This is a genomic window from Janthinobacterium sp. SUN211, from assembly GCF_030587315.1.
Taxonomy (GTDB): domain Bacteria; phylum Pseudomonadota; class Gammaproteobacteria; order Burkholderiales; family Burkholderiaceae_D; genus Janthinobacterium; species Janthinobacterium kumbetense.
In genome coordinates this window covers 502,045-528,288 of record NZ_JAPWIC010000002.1, presented here as the reverse complement: position 1 = coordinate 528,288, position 26,244 = coordinate 502,045, and the positions used below count along the sequence as shown (strand labels likewise).

General features: G+C 63.3%; 20 protein-coding genes. 6 read left to right on the top strand and 14 right to left on the bottom strand.

Annotated features, from left to right (window positions below):
• Window positions 1–24 precede the first annotated feature (24 nt).
• A complete protein-coding gene (locus O3301_RS08085) occupies window positions 25–3,165 on the bottom strand; it encodes an error-prone DNA polymerase (protein WP_305056066.1) in 3,141 nt (1,046 codons plus the stop codon).
• A gap of 97 nt (window positions 3,166–3,262) precedes the next feature.
• On the opposite strand from O3301_RS08085, the gene O3301_RS08080 reads away from it, so the two are divergent.
• Both O3301_RS08080 and O3301_RS08075 read left to right on the top strand, forming a co-directional pair.
• The gene (locus tag O3301_RS08080) at window positions 3,263–4,057 is read left to right on the top strand and encodes a PhzF family phenazine biosynthesis protein (protein WP_305056065.1); all 795 of its coding nucleotides are present in this window, start codon (window positions 3,263–3,265) and stop codon (window positions 4,055–4,057) included.
• Between the two features lie 177 nt (window positions 4,058–4,234).
• Entirely contained in the window at window positions 4,235–6,637 is a 2,403-nt protein-coding gene (locus O3301_RS08075) for a TonB-dependent siderophore receptor (protein WP_099666931.1), read from the top strand.
• 58 nt (window positions 6,638–6,695) lie between these two features.
• On the opposite strand, the gene O3301_RS08070 is transcribed toward O3301_RS08075, so the two are convergent.
• Complete coding sequence (locus O3301_RS08070) at window positions 6,696–7,091, bottom strand: VOC family protein (RefSeq protein ID WP_251350369.1); 396 nt, start codon at window positions 7,089–7,091, stop codon at window positions 6,696–6,698.
• Between the two features lie 399 nt (window positions 7,092–7,490).
• On the bottom strand, window positions 7,491–8,024 hold the full coding sequence (locus O3301_RS08065; RefSeq protein WP_305056064.1) for a histidine phosphatase family protein: 534 nt from the start codon (window positions 8,022–8,024) through the stop codon (window positions 7,491–7,493).
• A 196-nt stretch (window positions 8,025–8,220) separates the two neighbouring features.
• On the opposite strand from O3301_RS08065, the gene O3301_RS08060 reads away from it, so the two are divergent.
• Both O3301_RS08060 and O3301_RS08055 read left to right on the top strand, forming a co-directional pair.
• Entirely contained in the window at window positions 8,221–10,419 is a 2,199-nt protein-coding gene (locus O3301_RS08060; RefSeq protein ID WP_305056063.1) for an OsmC domain/YcaO domain-containing protein, read from the top strand.
• An 86-nt stretch (window positions 10,420–10,505) separates the two neighbouring features.
• Window positions 10,506–11,108 (top strand): 2-hydroxychromene-2-carboxylate isomerase, encoded by a 603-nt coding sequence (locus O3301_RS08055; RefSeq protein WP_305056062.1) that lies wholly within the window; start codon window positions 10,506–10,508, stop codon window positions 11,106–11,108.
• Here O3301_RS08055 and coaD read toward each other — a convergent pair whose 3' ends face one another.
• The 5 genes from coaD to O3301_RS08030 form a co-directional block, all read right to left on the bottom strand.
• Window positions 11,109–12,254, bottom strand: a complete 1,146-nt coding sequence (gene coaD / locus O3301_RS08050) for a pantetheine-phosphate adenylyltransferase (protein ID WP_305056061.1) — start codon at window positions 12,252–12,254, stop codon at window positions 11,109–11,111. It abuts the gene before it with no gap.
• A gap of 87 nt (window positions 12,255–12,341) precedes the next feature.
• Entirely contained in the window at window positions 12,342–13,682 is a 1,341-nt protein-coding gene (locus O3301_RS08045; RefSeq protein ID WP_289911481.1) for an ATP-binding protein, read from the bottom strand.
• Window positions 13,683–13,684: 2 nt separating this feature from the next.
• Window positions 13,685–14,344 (bottom strand): response regulator transcription factor, encoded by a 660-nt coding sequence (locus O3301_RS08040; protein WP_034783312.1) that lies wholly within the window; start codon window positions 14,342–14,344, stop codon window positions 13,685–13,687.
• A gap of 51 nt (window positions 14,345–14,395) precedes the next feature.
• On the bottom strand, window positions 14,396–15,910 hold the full coding sequence (locus O3301_RS08035) for a Do family serine endopeptidase (protein WP_305056060.1): 1,515 nt from the start codon (window positions 15,908–15,910) through the stop codon (window positions 14,396–14,398).
• 278 nt (window positions 15,911–16,188) lie between these two features.
• On the bottom strand, window positions 16,189–16,650 hold the full coding sequence (locus O3301_RS08030) for an Hsp20 family protein (RefSeq protein ID WP_099666924.1): 462 nt from the start codon (window positions 16,648–16,650) through the stop codon (window positions 16,189–16,191).
• Window positions 16,651–16,871: 221 nt separating this feature from the next.
• Between O3301_RS08030 and O3301_RS08025 the strand changes: the two genes are divergently transcribed.
• On the top strand, window positions 16,872–17,222 hold the full coding sequence (locus O3301_RS08025) for a hypothetical protein (RefSeq protein WP_099668403.1): 351 nt from the start codon (window positions 16,872–16,874) through the stop codon (window positions 17,220–17,222).
• Window positions 17,223–17,418: 196 nt separating this feature from the next.
• Here the strand turns inward: O3301_RS08025 and O3301_RS08020 are convergent, their stop codons facing one another.
• The 4 genes from O3301_RS08020 to imuA form a co-directional block, all read right to left on the bottom strand.
• Complete coding sequence (locus O3301_RS08020) at window positions 17,419–18,177, bottom strand: S9 family peptidase (RefSeq protein ID WP_305056059.1); 759 nt, start codon at window positions 18,175–18,177, stop codon at window positions 17,419–17,421.
• A gap of 84 nt (window positions 18,178–18,261) precedes the next feature.
• Window positions 18,262–18,966, bottom strand: a complete 705-nt coding sequence (locus O3301_RS08015) for a glutathione S-transferase N-terminal domain-containing protein (protein WP_305056058.1) — start codon at window positions 18,964–18,966, stop codon at window positions 18,262–18,264.
• A 79-nt stretch (window positions 18,967–19,045) separates the two neighbouring features.
• On the bottom strand, window positions 19,046–20,533 hold the full coding sequence (locus O3301_RS08010; RefSeq protein ID WP_305056057.1) for a DNA polymerase Y family protein: 1,488 nt from the start codon (window positions 20,531–20,533) through the stop codon (window positions 19,046–19,048).
• Window positions 20,463–21,173 (bottom strand): translesion DNA synthesis-associated protein ImuA, encoded by a 711-nt coding sequence (imuA, locus tag O3301_RS08005; protein ID WP_305052876.1) that lies wholly within the window; start codon window positions 21,171–21,173, stop codon window positions 20,463–20,465. The genes O3301_RS08010 and imuA overlap by 71 nt, the downstream gene beginning before the upstream one ends.
• 205 nt (window positions 21,174–21,378) lie before the next feature.
• On the opposite strand from imuA, the gene O3301_RS08000 reads away from it, so the two are divergent.
• Entirely contained in the window at window positions 21,379–22,644 is a 1,266-nt protein-coding gene (locus O3301_RS08000; protein ID WP_099666919.1) for a putative Na+/H+ antiporter, read from the top strand.
• A gap of 66 nt (window positions 22,645–22,710) precedes the next feature.
• On the opposite strand, the gene O3301_RS07995 is transcribed toward O3301_RS08000, so the two are convergent.
• Window positions 22,711–24,750, bottom strand: a complete 2,040-nt coding sequence (locus O3301_RS07995) for a GNAT family N-acetyltransferase (protein WP_305056056.1) — start codon at window positions 24,748–24,750, stop codon at window positions 22,711–22,713.
• 83 nt (window positions 24,751–24,833) lie between these two features.
• Window positions 24,834–26,048, bottom strand: a complete 1,215-nt coding sequence (locus O3301_RS07990) for an MFS transporter (RefSeq protein ID WP_305056055.1) — start codon at window positions 26,046–26,048, stop codon at window positions 24,834–24,836.
• Window positions 26,049–26,244: the final 196 nt, after the last annotated feature.

Here is a 26,244-nt window from a genome sequence, read left to right as displayed (position 1 = left end):
CCGCCTGGCCGACATTGACAAGCATCAACAGAAATCCCGGCTGCTGGTGCGCAAGCGTCCCAGCAGATGCGACATGTCGACTAGGCGCTTGGCCACCAGGTTGCGCACCAGCCCCTCGCGCTGCCACACGCCGTACACGCCCAGCAGCGGCGCGCTCAGCACTTCGCGGCGCTGGCTTTCCACCAGGTCGGGCCAGACGATGACGTTCACCGTGCCCGTCTCGTCTTCCAGGGTCATGAAGATGACACCCTTGGCCGTGCCCGGACGCTGGCGCACGGTGACGATGCCGCAGGCGCGCGCCAGTTGGCCATCCGTGTAGCTGGCCAGCGCGGATGCCGGCAGGAAACGCTGCTCCAGCAATTGCCTGCGCAGCAGCGCCAGCGGGTGGCGGCCCAGGGTCAGGCCTTGCGCGCGGTAGTCGCTGACGATGCTCTCGCCTTCCGTGGGCGCGGCCAGCACGGGCAAGTCTTCCTCTGGCGTGGTGACGCGCAGCAAATCCCTGTCGGGCACGGCGCCGGCCGCCTGCCACAGCGCCGCGCGCCGGTGCCCGGCCAGCGCGTGCAGCGCGTTGCCTGCCGCCAAGACCTGCAAGTCATGACGATCCAGGCCGCCACGCCGCGCCAGGTCGGCCACGTCGACAAAGGCGGCGATGGCGCGCGCATCCTCGATGCGCCGGGCCGCCTCGGCGCGCATGCCGAACAGGCTGTTCAAGCCCAGGCGCACGGCGGGCGCGGGGTCCTGCCCTGCTTCCAATGCCGCTTCCCAGGCGCTGACGGTCACGTCGACGGGCAGCACTGGCACGCCATGCCGGCGCGCATCCTGCACCAGTTGCGAGGGGCTGTAAAAACCCATGGGCTGGCTGTTGAGCAAGGCGCACAGGAAGGCGGCCGGTTCGTGGCATTTCAGCCAGGAACTGGCATACGTCAGCAGCGCGAAACTGGCCGCGTGCGACTCGGGAAAACCGTATTCGCCAAAGCCTTCGATCTGGCTGAAGATGGCCTCGGCAAACTCCTTGCCGTAACCATTCTCCACCATGGCATTGACGATGCGGTCATGGTAATTGTTCATGCCGCCCTTGCGTTTCCAGGCCGCCATGGCCCGCCGCAACTGGTCCGCTTCGCCAGGCGTGAAACCGGCCGCGATGATAGCCACCTGCATCACTTGCTCCTGGAAAATGGGAATGCCGAGGGTGCGCCCCAGCGCCTTTTCCAGGCCCTTGGGATAATCGACCGGCTCTTTCTGCTGGCGCCGCTGCAGATACGGATGCACCATGCCGCCCTGGATGGGGCCGGGACGCACGAGCGCCACCTCGATGACGAGGTCGTAGAATGCACGGGGACGCAGGCGGGGCAGCATGCTCATCTGCGCGCGCGACTCGATCTGGAACACGCCGATGGTGTCGGCCTGGCACATCATGTCGTAGGTGGCAGGGTCTTCGGCAGGAATATCCTGCAGGCGGAGTGGCTCGCCGCGCCGCGCACCGACCAGTTCCAGGGCGCGGCGCAGGGCCGACAACATGCCCAGCGCCAGCACATCGACCTTCATCAAGCCCAGCTCTTCCAGGTCGTTCTTGTCCCACTCGATGACGCTGCGCTCGGCCATGGCCGCGTTTTCAATCGGCACCAGGCGCGACAACTTTCCTTGCGCAATCACAAAGCCGCCCGGATGCTGCGACAAATGGCGGGGAAAGCCCAGCAGCTGCTGCGCCAGGCCGGCCCACTGCTGCGACAATGCCGCTTCCGGGTCCAGCCCGCATTCGGCCAGGCGCTCCAGCAAATCGCGCTTGCCGTCGAACCAGCGGTGCGCCTTGGCCACTTTTTCCACGATGGCCAGGTCGATCCCCAGCGCCCGGCCGCTGTCGCGCAAGGCGCTTTTCGGCCGGTAGCTGATCACCACGGCGGCCAGCGCGGCCCGCTCGCGCCCATACTTGCCGTAGATATATTGAATCACTTCTTCGCGCCGCTGGTGCTCGAAGTCGACGTCGATGTCGGGCGGCTCGTTGCGCTCGCGCGACATGAAGCGCCCGACCAGCGAGTTGCCGCGCGCCGGGTCCACTTCCGTGATGTGCAGGCAATAGCAGACGGCCGAATTGGCGGCCGACCCCCTGCCCTGGCACAGGATGTCTTGCGAGCGGGCAAAGCGCACGATGTCGTACACAGTCAAAAAGTACGCTTCATACGACAGCTCCGCGATCAGTTCCAGCTCCTGTTCGAGCTGCTCCTGCACGTTGGCCGGAATGCCCAGCGGAAAACGGATGCGCGCGCCCGCATACGTTTCTGCGCGCAGATACGTCGCCGGCGTGTGGCCGTGCGGCACCAGCTCGTCGGGATAGTCATAGCACAAGCTGTCGAGAGAAAATGTGCACAGGTCCGCGATGCGCAGGGTTTCCGCCAGCGCCTGCGGCGGATACACATTGGCCAGGCGCAAGCGCGCGCGCAGATGCTGCTCCGCGTTTTGCGCCAGCGCATAGCCGCACTCGCCCACGGGCTTGCCCACGCGGATCGCGCACAGGGTGTCGAGCAGCGGCTTGCGCGAACGCACGTGCATGCACACATGGCCGACGGCCACCATGGACAAGCCCAGCACCTGCGCGGCGTCCTGCACGGCGCTGCGGTGCGCGTCATCCTGCGCCCGCTGCAGCAGGTTCAAGCCTATCCAGCTGCGCTCGCCGCCAAAGGTGGATAGCATCCACGCCCCCTGCGCGCGCAGCGTCGCGGACTGGGCCGGATAGCCAGGCAGCAAGATCATCAGGCAGCCGGGCAGCCCTTGCAAATGGGCAAACTGCGCCGGCGGCGCGGCGAAATCGTCGGGCGTCAACAGATAGCGGCCCTTGGCCGCCCGCGTGCGCGCCATGGTGATCAGTTCCGACAGGTTGCCGTATCCGTCGGCATCGCGCACCAGCGCCAGCAGGGACGGCCCCGGGCTGCCGTCGGCCTGCGTCAAGTGAAAATGCGCGCCGATAATCAGGGGGAAACCGGCCCGCTTGGCCGTCGCATGCGCGCGCACGACACCCGCCAGCGAGCACTCGTCGGTAATGGCCAGCGCCCGGTAAGCAAGCTGGACAGAGCGCGCCACCAGCTCTTCCGCATGCGAAGCCCCATGCAGGAAGCTGAAATTACTCAGGCAGTACAACTCAGCATACTCGGGTAAGACTGCGCTCCCCATGATCTACCTCAATACTGTATATAAACACAGTATATTATACTCATCTGAAAACGGCCATCTCAGTTATGCTGAGGTTTTACCTTGCACAGTGCCCGCCATGATCGTCCACTCATTAAAATGTTTCGGCGCCGCCCCCGGTGGCGGCAATGCGGCGCTGGTCGTGGAAAACGACCACGCCAGCGAAACGCAGCGCCAGGCCTTTGCCCGCGAACGCCAGGTCAGCGCCTGCGTCTTCCTCGACCGGCAAGCGGACGGCGCGGAGGGATGCCTCGTGCTCGACTATTTTTATCCGCACACGCGCAGTCCCCTGTGCCTGCACGCCACCCTGGCGGCCGCGCATGTGCTGCTGGCGGCGCCCGGCGCGCCGGCGGCGCTGACGGTGACGACCGCCATGCACGGGCAAGCCTTGCAGCTGGTGCGCCGCGCGGAGGGATTGTTCATCGGCCTGGCGCCGCAGCCGGCGCCTGCCGTCCTGGTGGAAAAGTATGTGCCGTCCGAGCTGATGGGCCAGCACATGCACTTGCTGTCGCCGCCCGTGGTCGCGTCCGTCGGCAGCCCGAAGCTGCTGCTGGAAGTGGCCGACCGCACCACCCTGCGCGCGCTGCGGCCGAACCTGGAATTGATCGCCGACTGGAGCGCCTTGCACAAGGTCAGCGGCTGCTATGCGTATTGCCGCGTCGGCGAAAACGAATATGAGGGACGCAACTTCAACCACCTCGACCCGGCGCTGGAAGACAGCGCCACGGGCGTGGCGGCGGGCGCGCTGGCAGCACACTTGCAGCAGTCGTTGCGCCTGCACCAGGGCCACGTGACGCAGCAGCCCTGCCTGATCGAAGTGCAATACAGCACGCAAGCGATCTGGGTGGGCGGCATGGTGCAACGCAGCACCTGAATGGGGCATGCCGCACCAGCACAAGGCAAGCCAGGCAGTGGCCAAAAGATAATCAACCAGGAAACAACAGTTACAGCAAATTTGTAATAACAAAACAAAGTATCGCTGGTGAATGCCGAAAAGATGGCACTAGAATCAAGTCACGAATCTTGCTCATCAGCCACTTGGAGATACTGCGTGCCGACCCTCACCACCTTGCGTCAAGCCATCCTCATCAGCCTGTACGGCAGCGCCGCCCTGGCCGTTTTCAGTCCTGCCGCCATGGCCCAGAACACGGAAGCGGCCGCCACGGAAGGCCCCGTGCAAACGGTCAGCGTGGTCGGCTCGCGCCGGGTCGCCAGTTCCGCCACGGATACCATGGTGCCGGTCGATATCATTCCCATTTCCAAGGTGGCCGAGCAAGGCGGCCAGTTTGATCTGGCGCAATCGCTGCAATACATCTCGCCCTCGTTCAACTCCACGCGCCAGACGGGCGCCGACGGGGCCGACCTGATCGATTCAGCCGCCCTGCGCGGCCTCGGTTCCGACCAGACCCTCGTGCTGGTGAACGGCAAGCGGCGCCACACGACGGCGCTCGTCAACCTGTTCGGTGCGCGCAACCGCGGCAACACGGGCACGGACATGAATGCGATTCCCTTGTTGGCGATCAAGAACGTGCAAGTGCTGCGCGACGGCGCCGCCGCCCAGTACGGCTCGGACGCCATTGCCGGCGTGATCGACATCGAACTGAAGAAAAGCCTGGGCTGCGAAGCCGTGGCCGGCTACAGCCAGTATTCCGCAGGCGACGGCAAGAATTACATGACCTCCGCCTACTGCGGCATCGCGCTGGGCGACAAGGGCACCCTGGCCATCACGGGAGAATACCTGGACCGGGGCCGCTCGAACCGGGCCGACGCGGACAGCATGCGCATCATCGGCGACACCAAGTCCAAGAACAAGACCCTGTACGTGAATGGCGACTACGCCACCAGCCCCACGGGCAAGCTGTACTTCACGGCTGGCGCGCAGACGCGCGACGCGTCCAGCGCCGCGTTCGGCCGGGGCGGCATCGGCAGCGACGACATTCCATCGCGCAATTCGGCCGCCATGTATCCGGATGGTTTCGTGCCTTTCATCAATGGCAAGATCGACGACCAGTACGCCACCATCGGCCACCGCAGCCAGATCGGCGAATGGCATGCTGATTTTTCGCAAACCTATGGCTACAACAAGATGCGCTACGACATCAGCAACACGCTGAATGCCTCGATCGCCAACCTCGACCTGATGAACGGCGGCAAGGGCGTCAGCCCCAGCCGTTTCGATGCGGGCGGCTTTTCGTTCCAGCAACTGACCAGCAACGCCGACTTCAGCCGCTACTACGACACGGTGATGCGCGGCATGAACGTGGCCTTCGGCGCCGAGTACCGCAGCGAGGAATACAAGATCATGGCTGGCGAACCGGGCTCCTACAACGACGCCGACGGCGTGGGCGTGGGCGGCAATGCGGGCAGCCAGGGCTTTCCCGGCTTCCAGCCCGGCGACGCCACCAAGGCCAAGCGCCACAGCATCGCCGCGTATGGCGATGTGGAACTGGACTGGACGGAACGCCTGAAAACCCAGGCGGCCCTGCGCTACGAGAAATTCAGCGACTTCGGCTCCACCGTGACGGGCAAGCTGGCCGCCAGTTACAAAGTGGCGCCCAACGTGCTGCTGCGCGGTTCGGCCAGCACGGGTTTCCGCGCGCCATCGTTGCAGCAAGTGTATTTCTCGTCCACCTTCACGGACTTCATCGGCGGCGTGCCCACGGACGTGGTGCTGGCGCCCAACGGCGGCGCCGTCGCCAACGCGGCCGGCATTCCGAAGTTGAAAGAGGAAAAGTCGACCAGCTTTACCTTCGGCACCACCTGGACGCCGACGCAAGCCATTTCCGTGACGGCAGACTTGTACAACATCAAGATCAAGGACCGCATCGTGCTGTCGGGCCGCTTCAATGCCGACAACTACCCGGACCTGGCCGCGCGCCTGGCCCTCCTGGGCGTGGGCGAGGCGCAATTCTTCGTCAATTCCATCGACACGCGCACGCGCGGCCTGGACCTGACGGCGTCGCACAAGGGAGAATTGGCTGGCAACCGCCTGAACACCTTCCTGGCCTTGAATTTGAGCAAAACGGAAGTGACGAAGGTCAAGACGCCGGAATCGCTGAAGGGCTATGAAGACGTGCTGCTGTCCGAGCGCGAACGCCTGTTCATCGAACAGGGCGGCCCGCGCGCGAAAGCCACCCTGGGCTTCGACTACATCACGGGCAAGCTGGAATCGGACTTGCGCATCATTTATTTTGGCCCGCAAACCCTGGGCACCTTCAGCGGCACGGCCGAAGGCGTGCCGAATGCCCGTTACGCGGCCAAGACGTCCGCCGACCTGAGCTTCACCTACAGCATCAGCAAGAACACCAAGCTGACCTTTGGCGGCAACAACATCTTCAACGTCAAGCCCACCACGCAAAACGCGGACGAGACGGACAATGGCTTCAAATACGACAGCGTGCAGTTCGGCCTGAACGGCGCCTCCTACTTCGGGCGGCTGTGGGTGAAGTTCTGATCACCGTGTCCGCATGAAAACAGCGGCTGCGCCAGCATGGGCAGCCGCTGTTTTTTAGTTAAGCCGAACAGTTCAGCATCCACTGCACCCCGAACTGGTCCGTCAATTTACCGTAATAATCGCCCCATACCTGGATGGCGAGCGGTGTCGTCACCACGCCTTGATACGCCAGCTTGTCAAAAAGCTGTTTCGTTAACTGCCTGTCATGCATTTGCAAAATATGTGCAGACCCTCGCATGGGCTCTGCATCGTCATTATCAGAAGCAAAAAACAACACGCCTGGTCCTTCAAATCGGGCATGCATGATTTTCCCGCGCATGGCTTCATGACGGAGCGGCATGCCATCCACGCCAAAGCGCAAGACATCGCTTATCTTGCCCAGCCCGCATTGCGTGTAGAACGCCAAGGCTTGTTCGCAAGTGGTAGTAAAGAAAAGATAATTGGATAATTGCATCAGCTCATCCTTGCATCAGGTTAGGCAAAGCGAAAGTGACGGAGCGGTCGCTGGCAGGATATCCAGATGCGATCAACCGTCCAGCAGTGGCTGCAGGCAGCCCCCATGGAGGATAGCCAATTATCCATCCGAAAAACTCATGCATTGTCACGAAAACACCAGTGACCGCCGATGGACGCTGCCCCCCACAGACATGGATATCGCTTCAACGCCCCTGCTGCTCCAGTTTTCGCACAAAGTCACTTTTCCGGCCATCCCACAGGCATTTCCGGCATCGGCCTGCCTCGAACACGTGCTCGCACCGTGGCAAGCCATAGATGACCGAGGCGCATTCCGGGCACAGGCTGGCCATGCCTTCGGCGTCGTCGCGGTATCGGCTGCCGCATTCGTCACAGGTTTTCACAGCTCATACACTCCCATGCTCCAGTACCGGCTGCCTTGCCTGTTGCGGGCAAGCCAACCCAAGGCCTGCAACTCCTTGCCGATCAATCGATTCATGATGCCATGCCCGACCAGCAGCACGGGCCCCCTGGCGGCAAGCGCAACCAGCCGCTCGGCGGCGGCCCTGGCGCGCTGCCGGGTTATCTGCAACGAGTCCGATCCGCGCGCATAACCGAACAACCAGAGCAGGCGAAAAATCGCTGCCCAGGCTTCAGCCGGCAGCCAAGGGGCCTTCCAGAGTGCAAAGGGCAACCCTGCTTCAGAGAACATCGCCTCTTGCATGAATGGCAAGTCACCCAATGCCCTGGCCGATGAGCATGCCCTGGGTGCCGTGCTGGCCACGATGATCGACGCGGAAAGCGCTGCCGCAGCGCACTGCGCAGGGATGCCACCTTCTTTGATGATCGATTGATTGTAGAGATTAATCCACTGTCCCATTTGCAGCGGCGCTATCCAGCGCCCTTTGGCGAGTCGGGGCTCGCCGTGTCTCATTAATGTTATTCGCATGTCCAGTCAGATCGCCTCGCACATTTATCCGTCCGCTTCATGGGGGAACCTGCCCCTTGCCTGCCCTGCCGGCCTAGTCTTGCGGCTCCCCGCCAGCACGGCCGCCGCGAACAATCTTTGCCCTGCGGCGGAAAGCACGGATAATAGCGGCTAACTCATAAGCACAGTATTGGATTACCTCATGGAAATTAAAGTCAACTTTCTCGACAAGCTGCGTCTCGAAGCCAAGTTCGACGATTTTACGGTCATCGCCGACCAGCCCATCCGCTATAAAGGCGATGGTTCGGCGCCCGGCCCGTTTGATTACTTTTTGGCATCATCGGCACTGTGCGCGGCCTACTTCGTGAAGTTGTATTGCGATACGCGCAATATTTCCACTGAAAATATCCGCCTGTCGCAAAACAATATCGTCGATCCTGAAAACCGCTACCAGCAGATTTTCAAGATCCAGGTCGAGTTGCCGGCCGATATCTCGGACAAGGACCGCCAGGGCATCCTGCGTTCGATCGACCGTTGCACGGTGAAAAAAGTGGTGCAGGCGGGACCGGAGTTCGTCATTGAAGAAGTGGAGAACCTGGACGCCGATGCCCAGGCCTTGCTGGCCCTGAATCCCGCCCCTGGCGCGAGCACCTATATCGTCGGCAAGGACTTGCCGCTGGAACAGACGATCGCCAATATGTCCAGCCTGCTGGCTGGCCTGGGCATCAAGATTGAAATCGCTTCGTGGCGCAACATCATTCCCAACGTGTGGTCGCTGCACATCCGCGATGCGCATTCGCCCATGTGTTTCACCAACGGCAAGGGTGCGACCAAGGAAAGCGCGCTGGCGTCGGCCCTGGGCGAGTATATCGAACGCCTCAGCAACAACCATTTCTACGCCGGCTCGTTCTGGGGCGAAGACATCGCCAACGCGGATTTTGTCCATTACCCGAACGAGCGCTGGTTCAAGCCGGGCCGCAAGGATGCGCTGCCGAAAGAGATTCTCGACGCCTACTGCCGCGACATCTACGATGCCGATGGCGAACTGCGCGGCTCGCACCTGATCGACACCAACTCCGGCAATGCGGAGCGCGGCATCTGCTCGCTGCCGTATGTGCGCCAGTCCGATGGCGAGACCGTGTACTTCCCATCGAACCTGATTGAAAACTTGTACGTCAGCAATGGCATGAGCGCCGGCAACACTCTCGTCGAAGCACAGGTGCAATGCCTGTCGGAAATTTTCGAACGGGCCGTCAAGCGCGAAATCATCGAAGGCGAAATCGCCCTGCCCGACGTGCCGCAGGAAGTGCTGGCGAAATATCCGGGCATCCTGGCCGGCATCGCCGGCCTGGAAGAACAGGGTTTCCCCGTGCTGGTGAAAGATGCGTCGCTGGGCGGCGTGTATCCGGTGATGTGCGTCACCCTGATGAACCCGCGCACGGGCGGCGTGTTTGCCTCGTTCGGCGCGCACCCGAGCCTGGAAGTGGCGCTGGAGCGCAGCCTGACGGAATTGCTGCAGGGCCGCAGCTTCGAAGGCCTCAACGACTTGCCGCAGCCCACGTTTGCCAGCGAAGCCGTCACCGAACCGAACAACTTCGTCGAGCACTTCATCGATTCCAGCGGCATCGTCTCGTGGCGCTTCTTCAGCGCCAAGGCCGATTACGATTTTGTCGAGTGGGATTTTTCCGGCCACGGCGAAAACTCGAATGCCGAGGAAGCGGCGACCCTGTTCGGCATCCTCGCAGGCATGGGCAAGGAAGTCTACACGGCCGTATATGACCAGCTGGGCGCCACCGCCTGCCGCATCCTCGTGCCCGGTTATTCCGAGGTGTACCCGGTCGAGGATTTGATCTGGGACAATACCAACAAGGCGCTGCTGTTCCGCGCCGACATCCTGAACCTGCACCGCCTGGACGATGCCAGCCTGGAAGACTTGCTCGACCGCCTGGAAAACAGCGAGCTCGACGAGTACGGCGACATCGCCACCCTGATCGGCATCGAGTTTGACGAAAACACGGTGTGGGGCCAGCTGACGACCCTGGAATTGAAGCTGCTGATACAGCTCGTCCTGCAGCAATTCGAGGAAGCGAAAGAGCTGGTGGAAACCTTCTTGCAGTACAACGACAACACGCTCGAGCGCAAACTGTTCTATCAAGCATTGAACGTGGTGCTGGAAGTGGAACTCGATGACGAGCTGGAGCTGGACGATTACGTCGTCAATTTCCGCCGCATGTTTGGCGACGCCCGCATGGATGCGGTGCTGGGCTCGGTGGACGGCAGCGTGCGTTTCTTCGGCCTGACCCCGACCAGCATGCAACTGGAAGGCCTCGACCGGCACCAGCGCCTGATCGACAGCTTCAAGAAATTGCACGCGGCGCGCGCCAAGGCAGCGGCCCGCTAACGCGACAGGCGGGGGCCGGCGCGGCAGTCGCGCCTTCGCGCCCCGGCGCAGGAATCAACCCTGCGCGACCGCATGGAAAAGAGACCATGGCCACACTGGAATTCTGGTTCGACTTCGGCAGCAACTACAGCTACCTGAGCGCCATGCGCATCGATGCGCTGGCGCGTGAAAAGAAGGTAAAAGTGATCTGGAAACCCTTCCTGCTGGGCGTCGTCTTCAAGGCGCTGGGCTGGGAAACGTCGCCGTTCGTCTTGCAAAAAATCAAGGGCGACTACACGTGGCGCGACATGGCGCGCCAGTGCGAAAAGTATGCATTGCCATGGCAGCAACCGAGTTCCTTTCCCCGCGCGGCCCTGCTGCCCATGCGCGTGGCCCTGGTCGGCGCGGACCAGGGCTGGATCGCGCCGTTTGCGCGCCGCATGATGGCGATGAATTTCGCCGAAGACCGCGACATCGACAACTTCGAAGCCGTCAGCGAAGCCTTGGAAGGGCTGGGTCTCGATGCGCGCGCCATCGTGGCGCTGGCTTTGACACAGGACAACAAGCTGCGCCTGCGCCGCCAGACTGAGCAGGCGCAAGCGTTGAAGCTGTTCGGCGCGCCCAGCTTCCTCAGCGGCGGCGAACTGTTCTGGGGCAACGACCGGCTCGACGATGCGCTGGCGCATGCCGCCGCCCTCCCTTCACGATAATCAGCCGGCCAGCGCCGCGATTTCCTTCTGCATGTTTTCAATGGCCCGTTCGTTATACTGGTTGGCAAAGTATGCATCGCCGAACAGCTGGCCCGCCTGCGCCTTGCCGCACAAATGCTGCAGCGCCAGCCCCCGCTGCTCGTTGAAGCGCACGGGGTCCACGTGCGCGTATTCGCGGCCGATGGCTTGCGTGTAGGCCTGGTACACCTCGTCATCCTGGCCCAGGATGGCCAGGTCGGCGCTGAGCATGGCGTCTTTCAGCGGGTGGCTGATGCCCGGTCCCTGGAAATGGTCGGTGACGCGTATCAATTGCGCCACATCAAGGTTGTCGCCCGCATCGAGGCCGCTGGCCAGCCACAGCTGGGCGCTCGCCTCTTCGCTGGAATACAGGGCATCGTCATCGTGGCTGTAGACGGCGTCGTGGAACCAGAACGCTTTCTTGACCAGCGCGCTGTCGCGCTTGGGCGCATAGGTATTGTCGGCCCACACGCGGATTTCGGACAGGCCGTGCACCAGGTGGTCGAGGTTGTGATAGTGGCGGTCCGCGCCGCCATACGCCTGCGGCCCCGTCAGGTGGGCGAACCAGTGATCAGCCAGCGCGATGTCGGCATCGGACGCGGTGGCGTAGTTCCACAGCGCTTCCCACTCCTTGCGCAGGCAATCGAGTATCCACGCCTGATAGGCCGGGCCAGGGACGAATTTCTTCATGGTCCAGTTCCAGCCCACGGGGCCTTCCAGCGCCTTGACGAAGCTGGAACTGACGGAGCCGAGGTCGCGCGGCGGCATGACGAAAATCGTCTTGGCGCCCTGCAACACGTCCACATTCGTTTGCTGGATCAGGTTTTCATAGTCGAAATCGGCCGTCGTGCGGATGCCGCGGATCAGGTAGTCGCAGCCATGCTTTTTCGCCGCGCGCGCCGTGTAGTCGCCCTTGACGATAACCACCTGCACATTGTCCCAGCCGCACTCGCGCGCGCTCTGCTCGATGATGCGCTTGCGGTCTTCGGCGGGAAATTGCGGCTTCTTGGCGGGGTTTTGCGACAGGAACACGATCACCTCGTCGGCGAGCGAACGCGCTTCGCCGATCACCCACATGTGGCCGTTGGTGATGGGGTCGAGGGTTCCTGAAAATCCGATCTTCTGCATGCTGCGCTCCGTGGTCTGGTTCTGCTTGTTTCGCAGACAATATAGGGCCACGGCGCGCGCGTCAATGCAACATGCCAAAGATCATGGTCAAAATGCTCTTTTTGCGGCTTGCGGGAATTCCACGCGCACGCACAGGCCGCCCAGGCGCTCGGATTTGTCCAGCACCAGGCGTGCGCCATGGCGTTCGGCGATGGCCTTGATGATGGCCAGCCCCAGGCCGCTGCCGTTGGCGTCCGTGCCGGGCACGCGGTAGAAGCGGCTGAAGACGCGCTCGCGCTCTTCGGGCGGGATGCCGGGGCCGCTGTCTTCCACCGATAACGTCACGCCGACGGGACTGGCGCGCAGGTCGATGTCGACCGTGCCGCCCTGCGGCGTGTACTTGATGGCGTTGTCGACCAGATTGCGCAGCATGATGTTGAGCGCATCGGCCTGCCCCGCCACCTTGGCCGGGTCCATGTGATGCAGGCCCAGGTCGATCTTGCGCGCCTGCGCGATGCCGGCCATGTCGCCCAGCGCGCGCTTGACGACATCGTTCAAGTCCACCGCCTGCAGCTGGTCGCCGCTGGCAGCGCTCGCTTCCTGGCGCGCCAGCACCAGCAGTTGCTCGACCAGGCGCGTGGCCCGCTCGATGCCGGCGCTCACGCGGGAAATCGCCAGGCTGCGTTTTTCTTCCGATTCGGCCCGCTCCAGGCTCAATACCTGCAGTTTCAGGGCCGCCAGCGGCGTGCGCAATTCATGGGCGGCGTCGGCAACGAAATGCTGCTGCGCGTCGAACGCCGTTTTGACGCGCCCGAACAGCAGGTTCAGCTCATGCACGAGGGGCCGCACTTCGTCGGGCAAGCCCGCTTCCGAGACGGGAGACAGATCGTCCGCCTGGCGCGCCGCCACCTGCTTGCGCACGCGCGAGACGGGCGCCAGCGAACCGCTGACGACCCACCAGACGACCAGCATCAAAATAGGCGCCATCAGCGCGATGGGCCCCACCGTGCGCAGGGCCAGGCTGCCGGCCATGCGCTTCCTGACGGCCATGTCCTGGGCGATCTGCACGGTCTGGGAACTGGTTTGCACGGAAAAGATGCGGTACGTCGTGCCGTTGGCTTTCACGTTGGAAAAGCCCAGCACGGCGCGCTGCGGCAATTCCGCGCGCGTGATCGAGCGGAAGACCTGCACGCCGTCCGGCGTCCACACCTGCACCACCATGTCGTTGTTGACAGGGTCGGCCGGCAACGCTTGCGCATGGTTGGCCAGCGGCGCGCCGGAGCGCAGCGACAGGGCCATCTGCTGCATGTGGTAATCGAAGATCTGGTCGGCGTCGTACAGGGCGCTGCGGTAGGCGATCGAGGCTTGCGCCAGGGCCGCCATGATGATGGCCGCCAGCAAAAACCACAGCAGGCGGCCGCGCAGCGAATGCGTCACCGTGACCTTCATCCTCATGCCTTGGGCACCATGTAGCCGAGGCCGCGCACGTTCTGGATCAGGTCGCTGCCCAGTTTCTTGCGCAAGCCATGGATATACACTTCCACGGCATTGCTGTTGACTTCATCTTTCCAGCTGTACAGCTTTTCTTCCAGTTGCGCACGCGACAGCACGATGCCGGGACGGGCGATCAAGGCTTCCAGCACGGCCCATTCGCGCGCCGACAGGTTGACCGGGTGGCCTTCGGCGATCACTTCGCGCGTCAGCGGATTGATGGAGACGCCCTGGTGTTCGAAGATCGGTTCCGGCCGCCCCGAGGCGCGCCGCAGCAGGGCGCGTATGCGCGCCAGCAATTCGTCGAGGTCATACGGCTTCAAGACGTAATCGTCGGCGCCCGCGTCGAGACCCGCGATGCGCTGCTCGATGGCGTCGCGCGCCGTGGCCACCAGCACGGGCGTGTCGAGCTTACGCAAGCGCATTGAGCGCAGCACGTCGAGGCCATCCTTGCGGGGCAAGCCCAGGTCCAGCAGCACCAGGTCGTAGGTTTGCGTCTGCAGGGCCGTATCGGCCATGTCGCCATCCTTGACCCAGTCCACCGCGTAATGCTCGGCGCGCAGCAAATCGAGCACCACCTCGCCGATCATCGTATCGTCTTCTACCAGCAATAAGCGCATGCCCTACTCCTTCATCTTGACTGTTTTATCGACCTTGCATCCTGCGCCAGATCAACCGAGGCGCACGGGAATGAAGATCTTATCGGGGCCGCGCTGTATCAGCAAGGCCACCGACTTGGCGGATTTTTCCACCACGTCGCGCACCTGCTCGACCGTGTTGACGGGACGGCCATTCACCGACAATAGCACGTCGCCCGGCTGCACTCCGGCATTCGCGGCGGCGCCGCCCGCGTCTTCCACCAGCAGGCCGGCGCTGATGCCCGCCTCGCGTTTTTCATCCGATTGTAACGGACGCAGGGCCAGGCCCAGCTTTACCTTGCCGGCGGCGCTGTCGCTCTTCGCCACTTCGGCCACCTTGTCGGCCGCATTGCCCAGGGTTGCCGTCAGGCTGACGATCTTGCCGTCACGCCAGACATCCATGCTGATCTTGTCGCCTGGCAAAGACGTGCCCACCAGCGCCGGCAAGTCGGCCGAGCCGATGATGCGCTGGCCATTCACCTTGCGCACCACGTCGCCCGACTTCAGGCCAGCCTTGTCGGCCGGGCTGCCCCGCTCCACGTTGGCCACCAGCGCGCCTTCCGGCGTGGCCAGCTTGAACGAGTCGGCAAAGCCCTGGTTGACTTCCTGCACCGTCACGCCCAGCTTGGCGTGGCTGGCCTTGCCCGTTGCAACGATCTGGTCCTTGATGCGGCCGGCCAGGTCGATGGGGATGGCGAACGACAAGCCCTGGAAGCCGCCCGTCTGGCTGTAGATCTGCGAATTGATGCCGACCACTTCGCCGCGTGTGTTGAACAGGGGGCCGCCCGAGTTGCCGGGGTTCACCGCCACGTCCGTCTGGATGAACGGCACATTGCTGTCGTCCGGCAAGGAACGGCCCTTGGCGCTGACGACGCCAGCCGTCACCGTGCTGTCGAAGCCATAAGGAGAACCGATGGCCAGCACCCATTCGCCCACTTTCAGGTCGCTCGAGTGGCCGAGCGGCACGATGGGCAGGTTGTTGGCGTCGATCTTCAGCACGGCGATGTCCGTCTTCGGATCCGTGCCCAGCACCTTGGCGCGGAATTCGCGGCGGTCGTTCAGCTTGACGGTCACTTCGCGCGCATCGCGCACCACGTGGGCATTCGTCATGATGATGCCGTCGGGGCTGACGATGAAGCCGGAACCGAGGCCGTGCGTAGGCACGTCGCGGCCGCCGCGCTGCCCGCCTTGCGGGCCCTGGAAGCGGCGGAAGAATTCGAGGAAGGGGTCGTTACCGAAGTCGTCATTGCCGGCCTGGGCCGATGGATCGTACGCCACCTTGGTGCTGCCCGTGACGCTGATATTGACGACGGCCGGGCTGTTGCGCGCGGCGATCTGGCTAAAGTCGGGCAAGGCCACCAGCGGCGCGCTTGCTGCAGGCGCCACGGCGGCGGCCACGGGTGCGGCGGGAGTGCCTGCGGCGGCATTCGCGCCGGCATTGTTCTGATGCATCACCATGGCGCCACCGGCGCCCAGCACACCGATCGCGGCCAACGCGGCTACGGTGCGTTTGATTTTCAGCGATGCGGTATTCGTTTGCTGTTCCATGAATTGCTCCTCATTCAATGAGATTTTGATGTATGCAATAGTGGGCCACGAGTCTTAGGCGGTGCTTAACATTTTTCCATTTGGAAACAGGCATTTGCGCCTTTAAGCGGGGTTTAATCTTGCGTATCATGGGCAACCAATGGAAGCCCTGAATGCGGCCCGAACGGGCTCCGGACGTGACACTGGCCGGATTGACCGGCCAGTATTTTACTGCATGGGGAGGGAATATTCCCTCCCGCCAATGCCGGCGCGTGGCGCCGAAATCAGCTCAGCTCAGCTCAGGCTGCCTGGCGCTGTTCCAGCGCGCTGACGGTGGCGCCAGTGGTGGTGCCGATCTCGATCTTGCGCGGCTTCAGCGCTTCCGGCACTTCGCGCACCAGGTCGATGGTCAGCATGCCGTTTTCAAACGTGGCGCCCGTGACTTTCACGTGGTTGGCCAGCTGGAAACGCTGTTCGAAATCGCGGGCAGCGATGCCGCGGTGCAAGAACGTGCGCTCGACGCCATCTTTCTGCTTGCGGCCCGTGACGTGCAGGGAATCGCGTTCCGTGATGATGTCGATCTCTTCGCGCGAGAAGCCGGCCAATGCCATCACGATGCGGTACTTGTCTTCCGATACGAGTTCGATGTTATAGGGCGGGTAGCTGGGCTGCGCATCGGCGCGCTGTTCGTTGAGCAATTGTGCTAGGCGGTCGAAGCCGATGGCAGAACGGTACAGGGGAGCAAGGTCAAAAGTACGCATGATAAATATCCTTTTCATTAAAGCGATAAGAGGGGCGGACCTCACCATGAGCATCCGCCTGTTACCGATATACGGCCTGCCAACGCCCTTTCAAGGCCTTGAAATTGGCAAAAAACGCCCCAGACGGCAAAGAATTTGTAAGAAATTTTTACATGCCCCATCCAGGGATGGGTTGCATGACGCCCCTCATGCAGGGTCGGCTTTTGGTGTATGCTGGCGGCATGAACAATGACACCGACATCCAGCTCAGCGGCCCCTTCAAGGCCACCGACGGCTCCGGCCGTGCCCACGACATCAAGGCCATCCGCATCTTCGACGAAGGCTACGGCATCATCGACGTCTACGTCGATTTCGCCGCCCCGCTCGAAGCGGGCGCCTGCAAGGACAAGACCCTGGTCGGCCACATCCTGGCCCGCCTGCGCAGCCTTGGCTATGTAGGCCCCGACTTCGGCCATGGCGACCTGGGCTTGCAAGACAAGAAACTGATCGTACTGGAAGCGCCCGAGGAATTTTCCGCCTTTGCCGTGAGCAAGGGCTGGAAGGATCTATCCGCCGAATTTGACGAAGACTGAGAACACCTGACCAAATCTACTGCGCGTCGCGCTTTGCGGCCGGCGATGCTCACCGTGCTTTAGCACGGCTGCGCTTCTCGGCCACAAATCACTGCCGCTCGCTACGATTTTGTCAGGTGTTGTAAAGTACCAATAGTATCCGCGCCGCGCCAGCTTCTGCTGCCGCGGCGTTTTTCATGGGCGACCGCTTGCTTGCTTAGCTGATATAGCGCGCGCTCCAGGCAGCGATGACGTTGGCGACATAGGCCGCGTCGTCGCGCCCCGTCAACAGGTGGTCGGCATCGTCGAGCGAAACGAAGCTTTTCGGGTGCTTGGCGGCCGTAAAGATCTCCATCGCGTTCGACAGGCTGACCGTCGTGTCGTTCGGCGCGTGCATCACCAGCAAGGCGCGGCGCAGGCCGGCGATGTGGTCTTTCAAACTGTGGCTGCCCGCGTCGTCGACGAATTGCTGGCGGATGCGGAAGGGACGCCCTTCCAGCTGCACCAGCGCTTCGCCTTCGGCGGCGATTTGCTCCAGGTGCTCGCTGAACATGCGCGTCACGTAGGCGGGCGTGCTGGGCGCGGCCAAGGTGGCGATGGCGGTGGCTTCCGGCACTTGCGACGCGGCGGCCAGCACGGCGGCGCCGCCCAGGCTATGGCCGATCAGCAATTGCGGCGCGGCATGTTTTACCCGCAGGAAATCAGCAGCGGCAACCAGGTCGTCCACGTTCGACGAGAAATTGGTGGCGGCGAACTCGCCTTCGCTGGCGCCCAGCCCCGTAAAATCGAAGCGCAGCACGGCGATGCCGTGTTCCGTGAGACCTTGCGCGATGCGCCGCGCAGCCAGCACGTCCTTGCCGCAGGTAAAACAGTGGGCGAACAGCGCATAGGCGCGGATGGCGCCGTCAGGCGCATCGAGCCGCGCCGCCAGCACATGGCCATGCGCGCCGGGAAAATCTTGCCGGGTGGATTTCATTGTCTCAGATCAAAGCTGCCGCGCAGGGCGGCCGAAGGCGCATTGTAGCGCCGCCCGGCCGCCGCCGCTGGCGGCTGGCAAGCTTCAATCACGCTTGGGAATATCCACGCCCCTGGCAACGGCTGGCCTGGCAAGGAAGGCGTCCAGCGCGCGCTGCACGTTCGGGAAGTTGGCAAAGCCGACGAGGTCGCCCGCGCCATAGAAACCCACCAGGCAGCGCACCCACGCGAAGATGGCGATGTCGGCAATCGTGTACTGGCTCCCCATGATCCAGTCGCGGCCCTGCAGGCGCTGCTCGAGCACGCCCAGCAGGCGCTTCGCTTCGCCGATATAGCGTTCCAGCGGCCGCTTGTCCTCGTAATCCTTGCCGGCGAATTTGTGGAAGAAGCCCACCTGGCCAAACATGGGGCCGATACCGCCCATCTGGAACATCAGCCATTGGATCGTTTCATAGCGCAAGCCCGCGTCCTGCGGGATGAACTTGCCCGTTTTCTCGGCCAGGTACAGCAGGATGGCGCCCGACTCGAACAGGGCCAGCGGCTTGCCATCGGGACCGTCCGGGTCGAGGATGGCGGGAATCTTGTTGTTCGGATTGAGGGACAGGAAGGCGGGCGACAGCTGGTCGTTTTGCTCGAAGCTGACCAGGTGCGGCTCGTACGCCAGGCCCAGCTCTTCCAGCAGGATGGAGACCTTGATGCCGTTCGGCGTCGGCAGCGAGTACAGCTGCAAGCGCTCGGGATGCCGGGCAGGCCATTTTTGGGTGATGGGGAAGTCGGAAAGTTGGGACATGAAAATCCTTTTGAGGTGTATGACGTGGCACAAGCAGGCAAGTATAGCCAAGCATGACAGTTTCAGCAGGACAACGCATTCAGCCAAACAAGCCATGCAAAAACCAGCGCGGCGCGGCATCTTCTCCGCTGCCGGCGATGCGTTCGCGGTAGACCCAGTAATGGGCGTGATCGAGTCCTTCGGCAATGAAATAATCGCGCGCCTGCGACTGCCCCCACCAGCCCGCCTCAATGCGTTCGGCGACGGACACCATTTTCAACGGCGAGCCATAAAACGGCCGGTGTTCGCGCATCAGGAGGGCGATGGGCTGGGCCAGCAGCCAGCCGGGACGGGGCATGCTGGACAAGCCGGGCGGCAAGTCCGGCTGCGCGTTTTGTGCGCCTGGCTTGGCCGGCAGCGGCAGCCACTGGTTGGCCGCCTCGGGGCGATAATCGGCGCGCGGCGCCGCCTGCAAGACATTCTCGGCGCCCAGGCGCGCCACCAGCAATTCCAGCAAGCGCTGGCGCTCCTGCGGCGTGCCGCCCGGCTCGGGAAACAGGGTGTCGCTGGGCGGCGCCATCGGCTGCACCTGCAGCGCTTCCAGGGTGAGGCCGATCACGGGCGCGTCCAGCACCAGCTGCGCCAGGCGTTCCTTGAGCAAGCGCAATAAATGCTCGTCGCGCCAGACGGCCTCGCCCAGGGCCAGGTCGATGACGGTGGGCGGGCGCGCCACCCTGCCCCGCTCGTGCGCCAGCAGCAATTGGATGCGTTCGACGGCGAATTGCCGCGCGCACAACCAGCCCGTCATTTGCTGCAGCAGGCGGCGCGCGCCGAACAGCAGCGCTTCCGCGTGCTCCACGCGGTCGAACAGTTCCAGGCTGGCGCAAAACGTGGGCGGCGCTTCGAGCCACAGGTACAGTTCCGTGCCGTGGCCATGCGCATCGTCGAGCATGTCGAGCAAGGCCCCGCCGCAGCGGCGCTGCAAGCCGGGCCGCGGCAAGTGGCGCAACTGTCCCAGGGTGCGGCAGCCGATGCCGTCCAGCCATTCCAGCCAGGGGCGCGCGGGCGGCAGCAAGGCGCATGGCAAGCCGTCGAGACGGCGCACCAGGCTCTCCATGCCCAGCACGCGGCTCCGGCGCGTCCCGGCGCGCGCCAGCAGCCAGGCGCCGCGCGCCGTGGGGGCGCACGACAGCTGAGCCGTGTAGCCCAGCGCGCGCAAGCTGGCCGCAATCTGCCGGCACAGGGCGCGCACGCCCCCGAACAGGCGCAGGCTGGCGCCCGCATCGACGAGCAGGGTCGCTTCCTCGCCCTGCGCCACCAGCGGCGAATATTGCAGCAGCGCCAGCGCCACCGCTTGCAGCGCCTGCGCCTCCAGTGCCAAAGAGCGCTCGTGCAGGCGCGCCTGCGGCGCCAGCATCAGCGCGCCCGCGCGGCGCATGCCCGGCCGGATGCCCGCCGCCCGCGCCAGCGGCGACACGGCCATCACTTGCTCCTGCTCCAGCACCACGCCGAGAAGGTCAGCCGACCAGCGCGGGCAAAACACTTCGAGCGGGAGCCGGGGCAGGTACAGGCCGATCCAGAGTCGCATGGCGTAGCAGTAATGAAGGAGGTTGCAGGGGCAGGAACAGGGGCGCGTCGCGCTGCGGTCCCCGGCGCTTGATGAAGCCGATCTCGATGCCGCCGGCGGCCGGGCGCACGGACAGGCGCAGCGGCGCCGGCGACGCATCCTGCGCGCCATGCAAGGGGCGCAGCATGCAGAACAGGGTGTTGCCGGACTGCGCGGCCAGGTGCAGGCGGCGCAGGCTGTCGGCGCGCACGTGCGGCTGCCAGAACAGCAAGGCGCCGCACGTGCCGCTGCGCAAGATGTTTTCCGCCGCCCACAGGGCATCCTTGCTGCCGGCGCTCTTCAGCCACAGCAGTTGCGACGGCGCCAGCCCCTGCGCGGCCAGGGCCAGCGCCTGCGGCGGGTGGGGCGGTTGCAGCAGCACGATGGGCAAGCCGGGCAGCTGCGCCAGCGCGGGCGCCAGCAGCCGCACTTCGCCGCTGCCCGGCTGCTGCACCAGCAGATCGATGAGACTGCCGCAGGGCCAGCCGCCGCCGGGCAGCTGCGCGGACAGGGCGGCAAAGCCCGTGTCCAGGCAGCGCGTGGCGCCCTGCCCCAGCTGCGATGCGCGCCACAGGGACGGGTGCAAGGCTTCCGGCGAGGCCATCAATTGGGAATGTTGCATAATTGAATATGAAGATGAATACTGTATGCATATACAGTACTATCCAGTCCCCCTTTTGGCAAGGCATATCTGCGCATCCCCATCCGGGGGCCGTCCCGCGACGTCCGAAAAACACCGTTTTTCACATCGATTGCTGTACCATAAGCACTCTCCTTACCGCTCGGCAATGCACCGGGCGGCTTCCTCCGTCCATAAGGAAACGCATTTGACCACCATCCAACTCATCAGCGCCATCGTCTTCGGCCTCGCGCTCATCCATACCTTCGCCGCCAAGTCGTTTGAAACATTATCGCGGCGCCATCCCCGCCATGCGGGCTTGCTGCATTTGCTGGGCGAAGTGGAAGTCGTGTTCGGCTTCTGGGCTTTCATTTTGATCATCATCATGGCCTTTGTCTCGGGCGGCGATGCGGCCATCGAGTATGCCGAGTCGCGCCATTACACGGAGCCGCTGTTCGTCTTTGTCGTCATGGTGGTGGCCGCCTCGCGCCCCGTGCTCGACGCCGTGCAGCGCCTGTTGAAGGGCGTGGCGCGCGTGATGCCGCTGCGCACGGAACTGGCCCTCGTCTGGCTGGGCCTGGCGCTCGTGCCCCTGACGGGCTCCCTGATCACGGAACCGGCCGCCATGACCCTGGCCGCGCTGATGCTGGCGCCGCAAATCTTCCGCCCGGGCATCCCTGAATGGCTGAAATACGGCGCGCTGGGCGTGCTCTTCGTCAACGTTTCCATCGGCGGCACCCTCACCTCGTACGCGGCGCCGCCCGTGCTGATGGTGGCCACCACGTGGAACTGGGACAGCGCCTACATGGCCACCCACTTCGGCTGGAAGGCCGCCATCGCCGTGCTGGTCAACGCCACGGGCGTGAGCATCTTGCTGCGCAAATATCTGCACAGCAACACCTCCGACATCAAGCCGAAGGCTGGCGAAGTGGAAGCGCCGAAAGTGCCGCTGGCCGTCAGCCTGGTGCACATGATCGTGCTGGCCGGCGTCGTCACCCTGGCGCACCATCCCGTGCTGTTCATCGGCCTGTTCCTGTTCTTCCTCGGCTTCGTGCAGGCGTATGAGCGCTATCAAAGCCCGCTGATCCTCAAGGAAGGCTTGCTGGTCGGCTTCTTCCTGGGCGGCCTGGTGGTGCTGGGCGGCATGCAGCAATGGTGGCTGCAGCCCATCGTTTCCAGCCTGAAACCGCTGGCCCTGTTCTTCGGCGCCCTGGGCTTGACGGCGATTACAGACAATGCAGCCCTCACCTACCTCGGTTCGCTGATCGTCGGCATGACGGACGAAGCGAAATACATGTTGATGGCCGGCGCCGTGGCCGGTGGCGGCCTGACCGTCATCGCCAATGCGCCGAACCCGGCCGGCGTGGCCCTGCTGCGCCGCGGCTTCAAGGATGAATCGATCGGCGCCGTCGGCCTGCTGGCGGGTGCCCTGCTGCCGACGGCCGTGGCGGGCCTGGCCTTCCTGGCCCTGTAAGACACTACACGGGGCGGCTGCCGGCCGCCCCTGTTCTCCCTCGTTCTCCCTCCTCAGTTACCTTCCTCAGTTTCCTTCATACACGAGGAAATGCAGCCGGTCATAGAACAGGCTGTAGGCATAGTCGAACGTGCCCACGCTGCGAAAACCCTTGTGCAGATACACTTGCAGCGCTTCGCTCTTTTCCCACACCGTCAGGGTGATGCGCGCGCAGCCCTTGCGGCTGGACAGGTCGCGGATCTCATGGAACATCTGCCTGAATAAACCCTGGCCCCGGTATTTTTCGTCGATGGCCAAGCTGCTGACGAAACAGTCGTCGGCGCGCGCATGCGCGAGCACGAAGGCGTCATACGCATCGTCGAGCGCCTTCATGTCATCGCGGTAATACGAGACGGCGCCGCAAGCCTGGAACTCGTCCATCGTCGCGGCCGTAAAGAAGCCGATGAAGCGCCCGTCCTCGTCATGCAGGCCGTGGATGTGCGCCAGGTACGGGTCGATGTTCTGCCGCCGCTGCAATTCGACGAACTGCAGATTGAGTTTATTGCCGAACGAACAGTATTCCAGGTAGCTGGTGGCAAACAGCAATTTGGCCATGCGGTTCTTTGCCTCGTCGCCCAGCAGTTCTCCCGGCACCAGCGTGAGCGGCGCATGCGACAGCAAGCCCGCCTGAGCCTGAACTTCGTCGCCGGACGGGGCGGTATCGCCGGCGGTTGGCATGCGGCTGCCGTGGCGGCCCACGGTGGGGCGCCAGAAGTTGCCGGCGGCAATATGCTGCGAACGATGGGCCAGCAGGTAGCGGCAAAAAACGTCATTCACGCGGTCGAGCTGCGGATCGTCCGACAGCACCGAGTAATAGTGGAAATGCTCGATATCCGCCCGCAATTGGGCAGCATACGCCATGCGCGGCACTTCCTCGATATTGAACACGTCGACGATATTGGGCAAGATCAAAGGATCGTCGAGTTGCCAGCCGATTTCGTCGAGCCGCGCCACGCAGCGCGCATACGCGCGCCGTTCCTCGTCGCTCAAGGGGATGTGCATGTCGGTAATGATATCGTCCAGCAGGCGCATGCCGCGGATGCCACCCGCCACCGCTTCCCGCGCGCCGTCATACAGCACGCAATAGCGCTGGTAAAACTCGGCATGGCTGAGCAGGGTCACGCCCAGGTTTTTCTTCCATTCGGCATAAAACTGGCCGAACAGCCGCGCCTCGAATTGCGGGCAGGAACGGGGAATCTGCGCATCGATACCCGCATACGCGCGGTTCACATTGCGCTGGATCACACGCAGCGCCGCATCGTTCTTCTTGGCGATCAGCATGCCCGTTTCATCGAGAAACAAATTCATCCAGCTGACATGCCGGCGCTCTTCGCTGTCATCATCCTTGCGCTGGAAATAATCGGGCACTTCCGGCTTCATCAGGAAAATCGTCGCCGGATTGTGCGGGATCGTATCCACATCCATATACAGGCCGCCGTACTCGCACATGATGAGGATGCGGAAATAATCGGACAAGGTGGCGAAGTAGCGCTGCGTATGCAGGGTATCGAGGATATCGAAGCGGGCCGGCGCGAAGTCCAGCGCCAGCGCGCGCAGCGAATTGATATGCAGGGTCGTGCCGCCGATGTCGTAGCGGCCTATCGTGTAGCGCCCGGCGCCGCCCGTGGGGCTGAAGCGCTCGTCATCGCGCAACTGCTGCGCGTCCCACACCCACAGGATGGAAACATACGGCGCGCCGCCGTTGCAGCGCACGTCGTCGAGCGCCGCGCCCCACTGCTGGACCGCCTCGCAGGCGATGGCCGGCAAGGGTCCGCCCATCCAGATGCGGTGCAGGTAACGCTCGTCCTCGCCGAGCGCGCGCGTGGGAATGCAGCTGAGCGAGGAACAGCTTGCCGCATTGAAATGGTTGAAGTTCAGGGCGACGAAGCTGCGCAGGGCCGCGATGCCCGCCTGGTGCTCCGCGGCCAATTGCTCCAGGTCGCTGCCGGCCGGCCGGACATCGGCCAGGGTGATGTAATCGAGTTTCAGCCGGTTGATGCGAAACTCGTATTCCAGGTTGAAAATCTTTGCTTGATCGTGTTTCGAGGCCAGGTCATCTATTTTCATGGGCGCACCATTTTCCGCAGGAGAGTGTCAATAAACGTCGCAGGAGGTAAAACAAGGTCGACAACATGCGCATCGTTGCGCCATCAGTGCCGGGCGAGCAGCACCTCCCTTTCCCGGCGTCCCGCCATGCCCCGTGTGAACAGCAGCAGGCAGGCCGTGATGACCACGATGACGGGGATATTCAGCAATGCATACGTTTCCAACGCATAGCCGAAGCGCTGGCACAGCACGTTGTACAGCTGCAGCCAGGCGGACAGATAAATGCAGTACAGCAAGCTCATGGCGGCCGTCGTCAAGGTCATCGATTCCCTGCTGGCCGTGAGCGCGCTGCGGATCAGGGCGCCGTTGAACAGGCCGAAGCCGATGGAATAGACAAACATGCAGGCCGCAAACACGTCGACGTGATGGCGGCCCGCGCCGGCGCCCAGCATGCCGGCGGCCGCGATCAGCCCGCCCAGGCGCAACAGGGACACGAGGGGGAAATCCTGGCGCAGGCGCTGGATGGCGATGCTGCTGAGAACGAAACCGGACAAGATCACGCATTGCAGGGCGATATACGTGGCGTAGGAGGCGCCCATTTCCTGCAGCACGAAGAGGGGCGAAAAGCCGATCCAGGCCGTCAGGGGCACGGTGGCCAGCCCGGCCGTGAACATGCCGAACATGAAGCGCCGATTGCTGAAAATAGCGCCATAGCTGCGCGCGATGGCGCCCAGGTCCAGCCGAGCGACCGGCGCCGGCGTGCGCGGCATGGTCTTGCACAGGCCCAGCAAGGACAGCAGCGCCAGCAGGCCGGAGAGGAAAAACACGTAGCGCCAGTCCAGCCGGCTGATGATGGCGCTGCCGAGGATGGGACCGGCCAGGGGCGCGAGGATGGTGGTGCTCGACAGGATGCTGCTCAGCTTGACGGCCGCCATGTCGTCGAACAGTTCATGGATCATGGCATAGCCGACGAAGATGAAGCAGCAGCCCATGCCCTGGATGAAACGCGCGACGAGAAATTGCTCGATCGAAGCGGTCAATGGCACGGCCAACGTGGCCAGCAGGAACAAGGTATTGCCGGTCAACACGAGCTTGCGCTTGCCGATGGCGTCGGCCAGGGGCCCCAGGAATATCTGCAGGGAACTGCCGCCCAGCAGATACAGGCTCAGGGACAAGGGGACGAATTTCGCCTCCGCCTGGAACTCGCCGACGATGCCCAGCATCGCCGGCATGATCATGTCGTTCGACAGATAGATATTCAGTTCAAAGACGAGGAAAAACGCAAAAAACCACAGCAACTGCTTGGACTTGATGGACATGGCGCGTTCCGTAACGTGGGTGGCTGCCGTCAGTGCGTACCGGCTGTCGGGGCATGGGACGGCGGACACGACTTCACTGAAAACGTGTACCAATTGTATACCAGTTAGTATTTTTAGCGCCTATTTTTGTGATTTTTAAATACCGCAGCAATACCACTTAATGAAAAACCGTGCTGCTGCGGCATTGGAAATCGGC

Coding starts and splice junctions, on each gene's coding strand:
- O3301_RS08085 (WP_305056066.1), bottom strand. CDS start 3,165: ATGGGGAGCGCAGTCTTACCCGAGTATGCTGAGTTGTACTGCCTGAGT.
- O3301_RS08080 (WP_305056065.1), top strand. CDS start 3,263: ATGATCGTCCACTCATTAAAATGTTTCGGCGCCGCCCCCGGTGGCGGC.
- O3301_RS08070 (WP_251350369.1), bottom strand. CDS start 7,091: ATGCAATTATCCAATTATCTTTTCTTTACTACCACTTGCGAACAAGCC.
- O3301_RS08065 (WP_305056064.1), bottom strand. CDS start 8,024: ATGAGACACGGCGAGCCCCGACTCGCCAAAGGGCGCTGGATAGCGCCG.
- O3301_RS08060 (WP_305056063.1), top strand. CDS start 8,221: ATGGAAATTAAAGTCAACTTTCTCGACAAGCTGCGTCTCGAAGCCAAG.
- O3301_RS08055 (WP_305056062.1), top strand. CDS start 10,506: ATGGCCACACTGGAATTCTGGTTCGACTTCGGCAGCAACTACAGCTAC.
- coaD (WP_305056061.1), bottom strand. CDS start 12,254: ATGCAGAAGATCGGATTTTCAGGAACCCTCGACCCCATCACCAACGGC.
- O3301_RS08045 (WP_289911481.1), bottom strand. CDS start 13,682: ATGAAGGTCACGGTGACGCATTCGCTGCGCGGCCGCCTGCTGTGGTTT.
- O3301_RS08040 (WP_034783312.1), bottom strand. CDS start 14,344: ATGCGCTTATTGCTGGTAGAAGACGATACGATGATCGGCGAGGTGGTG.
- O3301_RS08035 (WP_305056060.1), bottom strand. CDS start 15,910: ATGGAACAGCAAACGAATACCGCATCGCTGAAAATCAAACGCACCGTA.
- O3301_RS08030 (WP_099666924.1), bottom strand. CDS start 16,650: ATGCGTACTTTTGACCTTGCTCCCCTGTACCGTTCTGCCATCGGCTTC.
- O3301_RS08025 (WP_099668403.1), top strand. CDS start 16,872: ATGAACAATGACACCGACATCCAGCTCAGCGGCCCCTTCAAGGCCACC.
- O3301_RS08020 (WP_305056059.1), bottom strand. CDS start 18,177: ATGAAATCCACCCGGCAAGATTTTCCCGGCGCGCATGGCCATGTGCTG.
- O3301_RS08015 (WP_305056058.1), bottom strand. CDS start 18,966: ATGTCCCAACTTTCCGACTTCCCCATCACCCAAAAATGGCCTGCCCGG.
- O3301_RS08010 (WP_305056057.1), bottom strand. CDS start 20,533: ATGCGACTCTGGATCGGCCTGTACCTGCCCCGGCTCCCGCTCGAAGTG.
- imuA (WP_305052876.1), bottom strand. CDS start 21,173: ATGCAACATTCCCAATTGATGGCCTCGCCGGAAGCCTTGCACCCGTCC.
- O3301_RS07995 (WP_305056056.1), bottom strand. CDS start 24,750: ATGAAAATAGATGACCTGGCCTCGAAACACGATCAAGCAAAGATTTTC.
- O3301_RS07990 (WP_305056055.1), bottom strand. CDS start 26,048: ATGTCCATCAAGTCCAAGCAGTTGCTGTGGTTTTTTGCGTTTTTCCTC.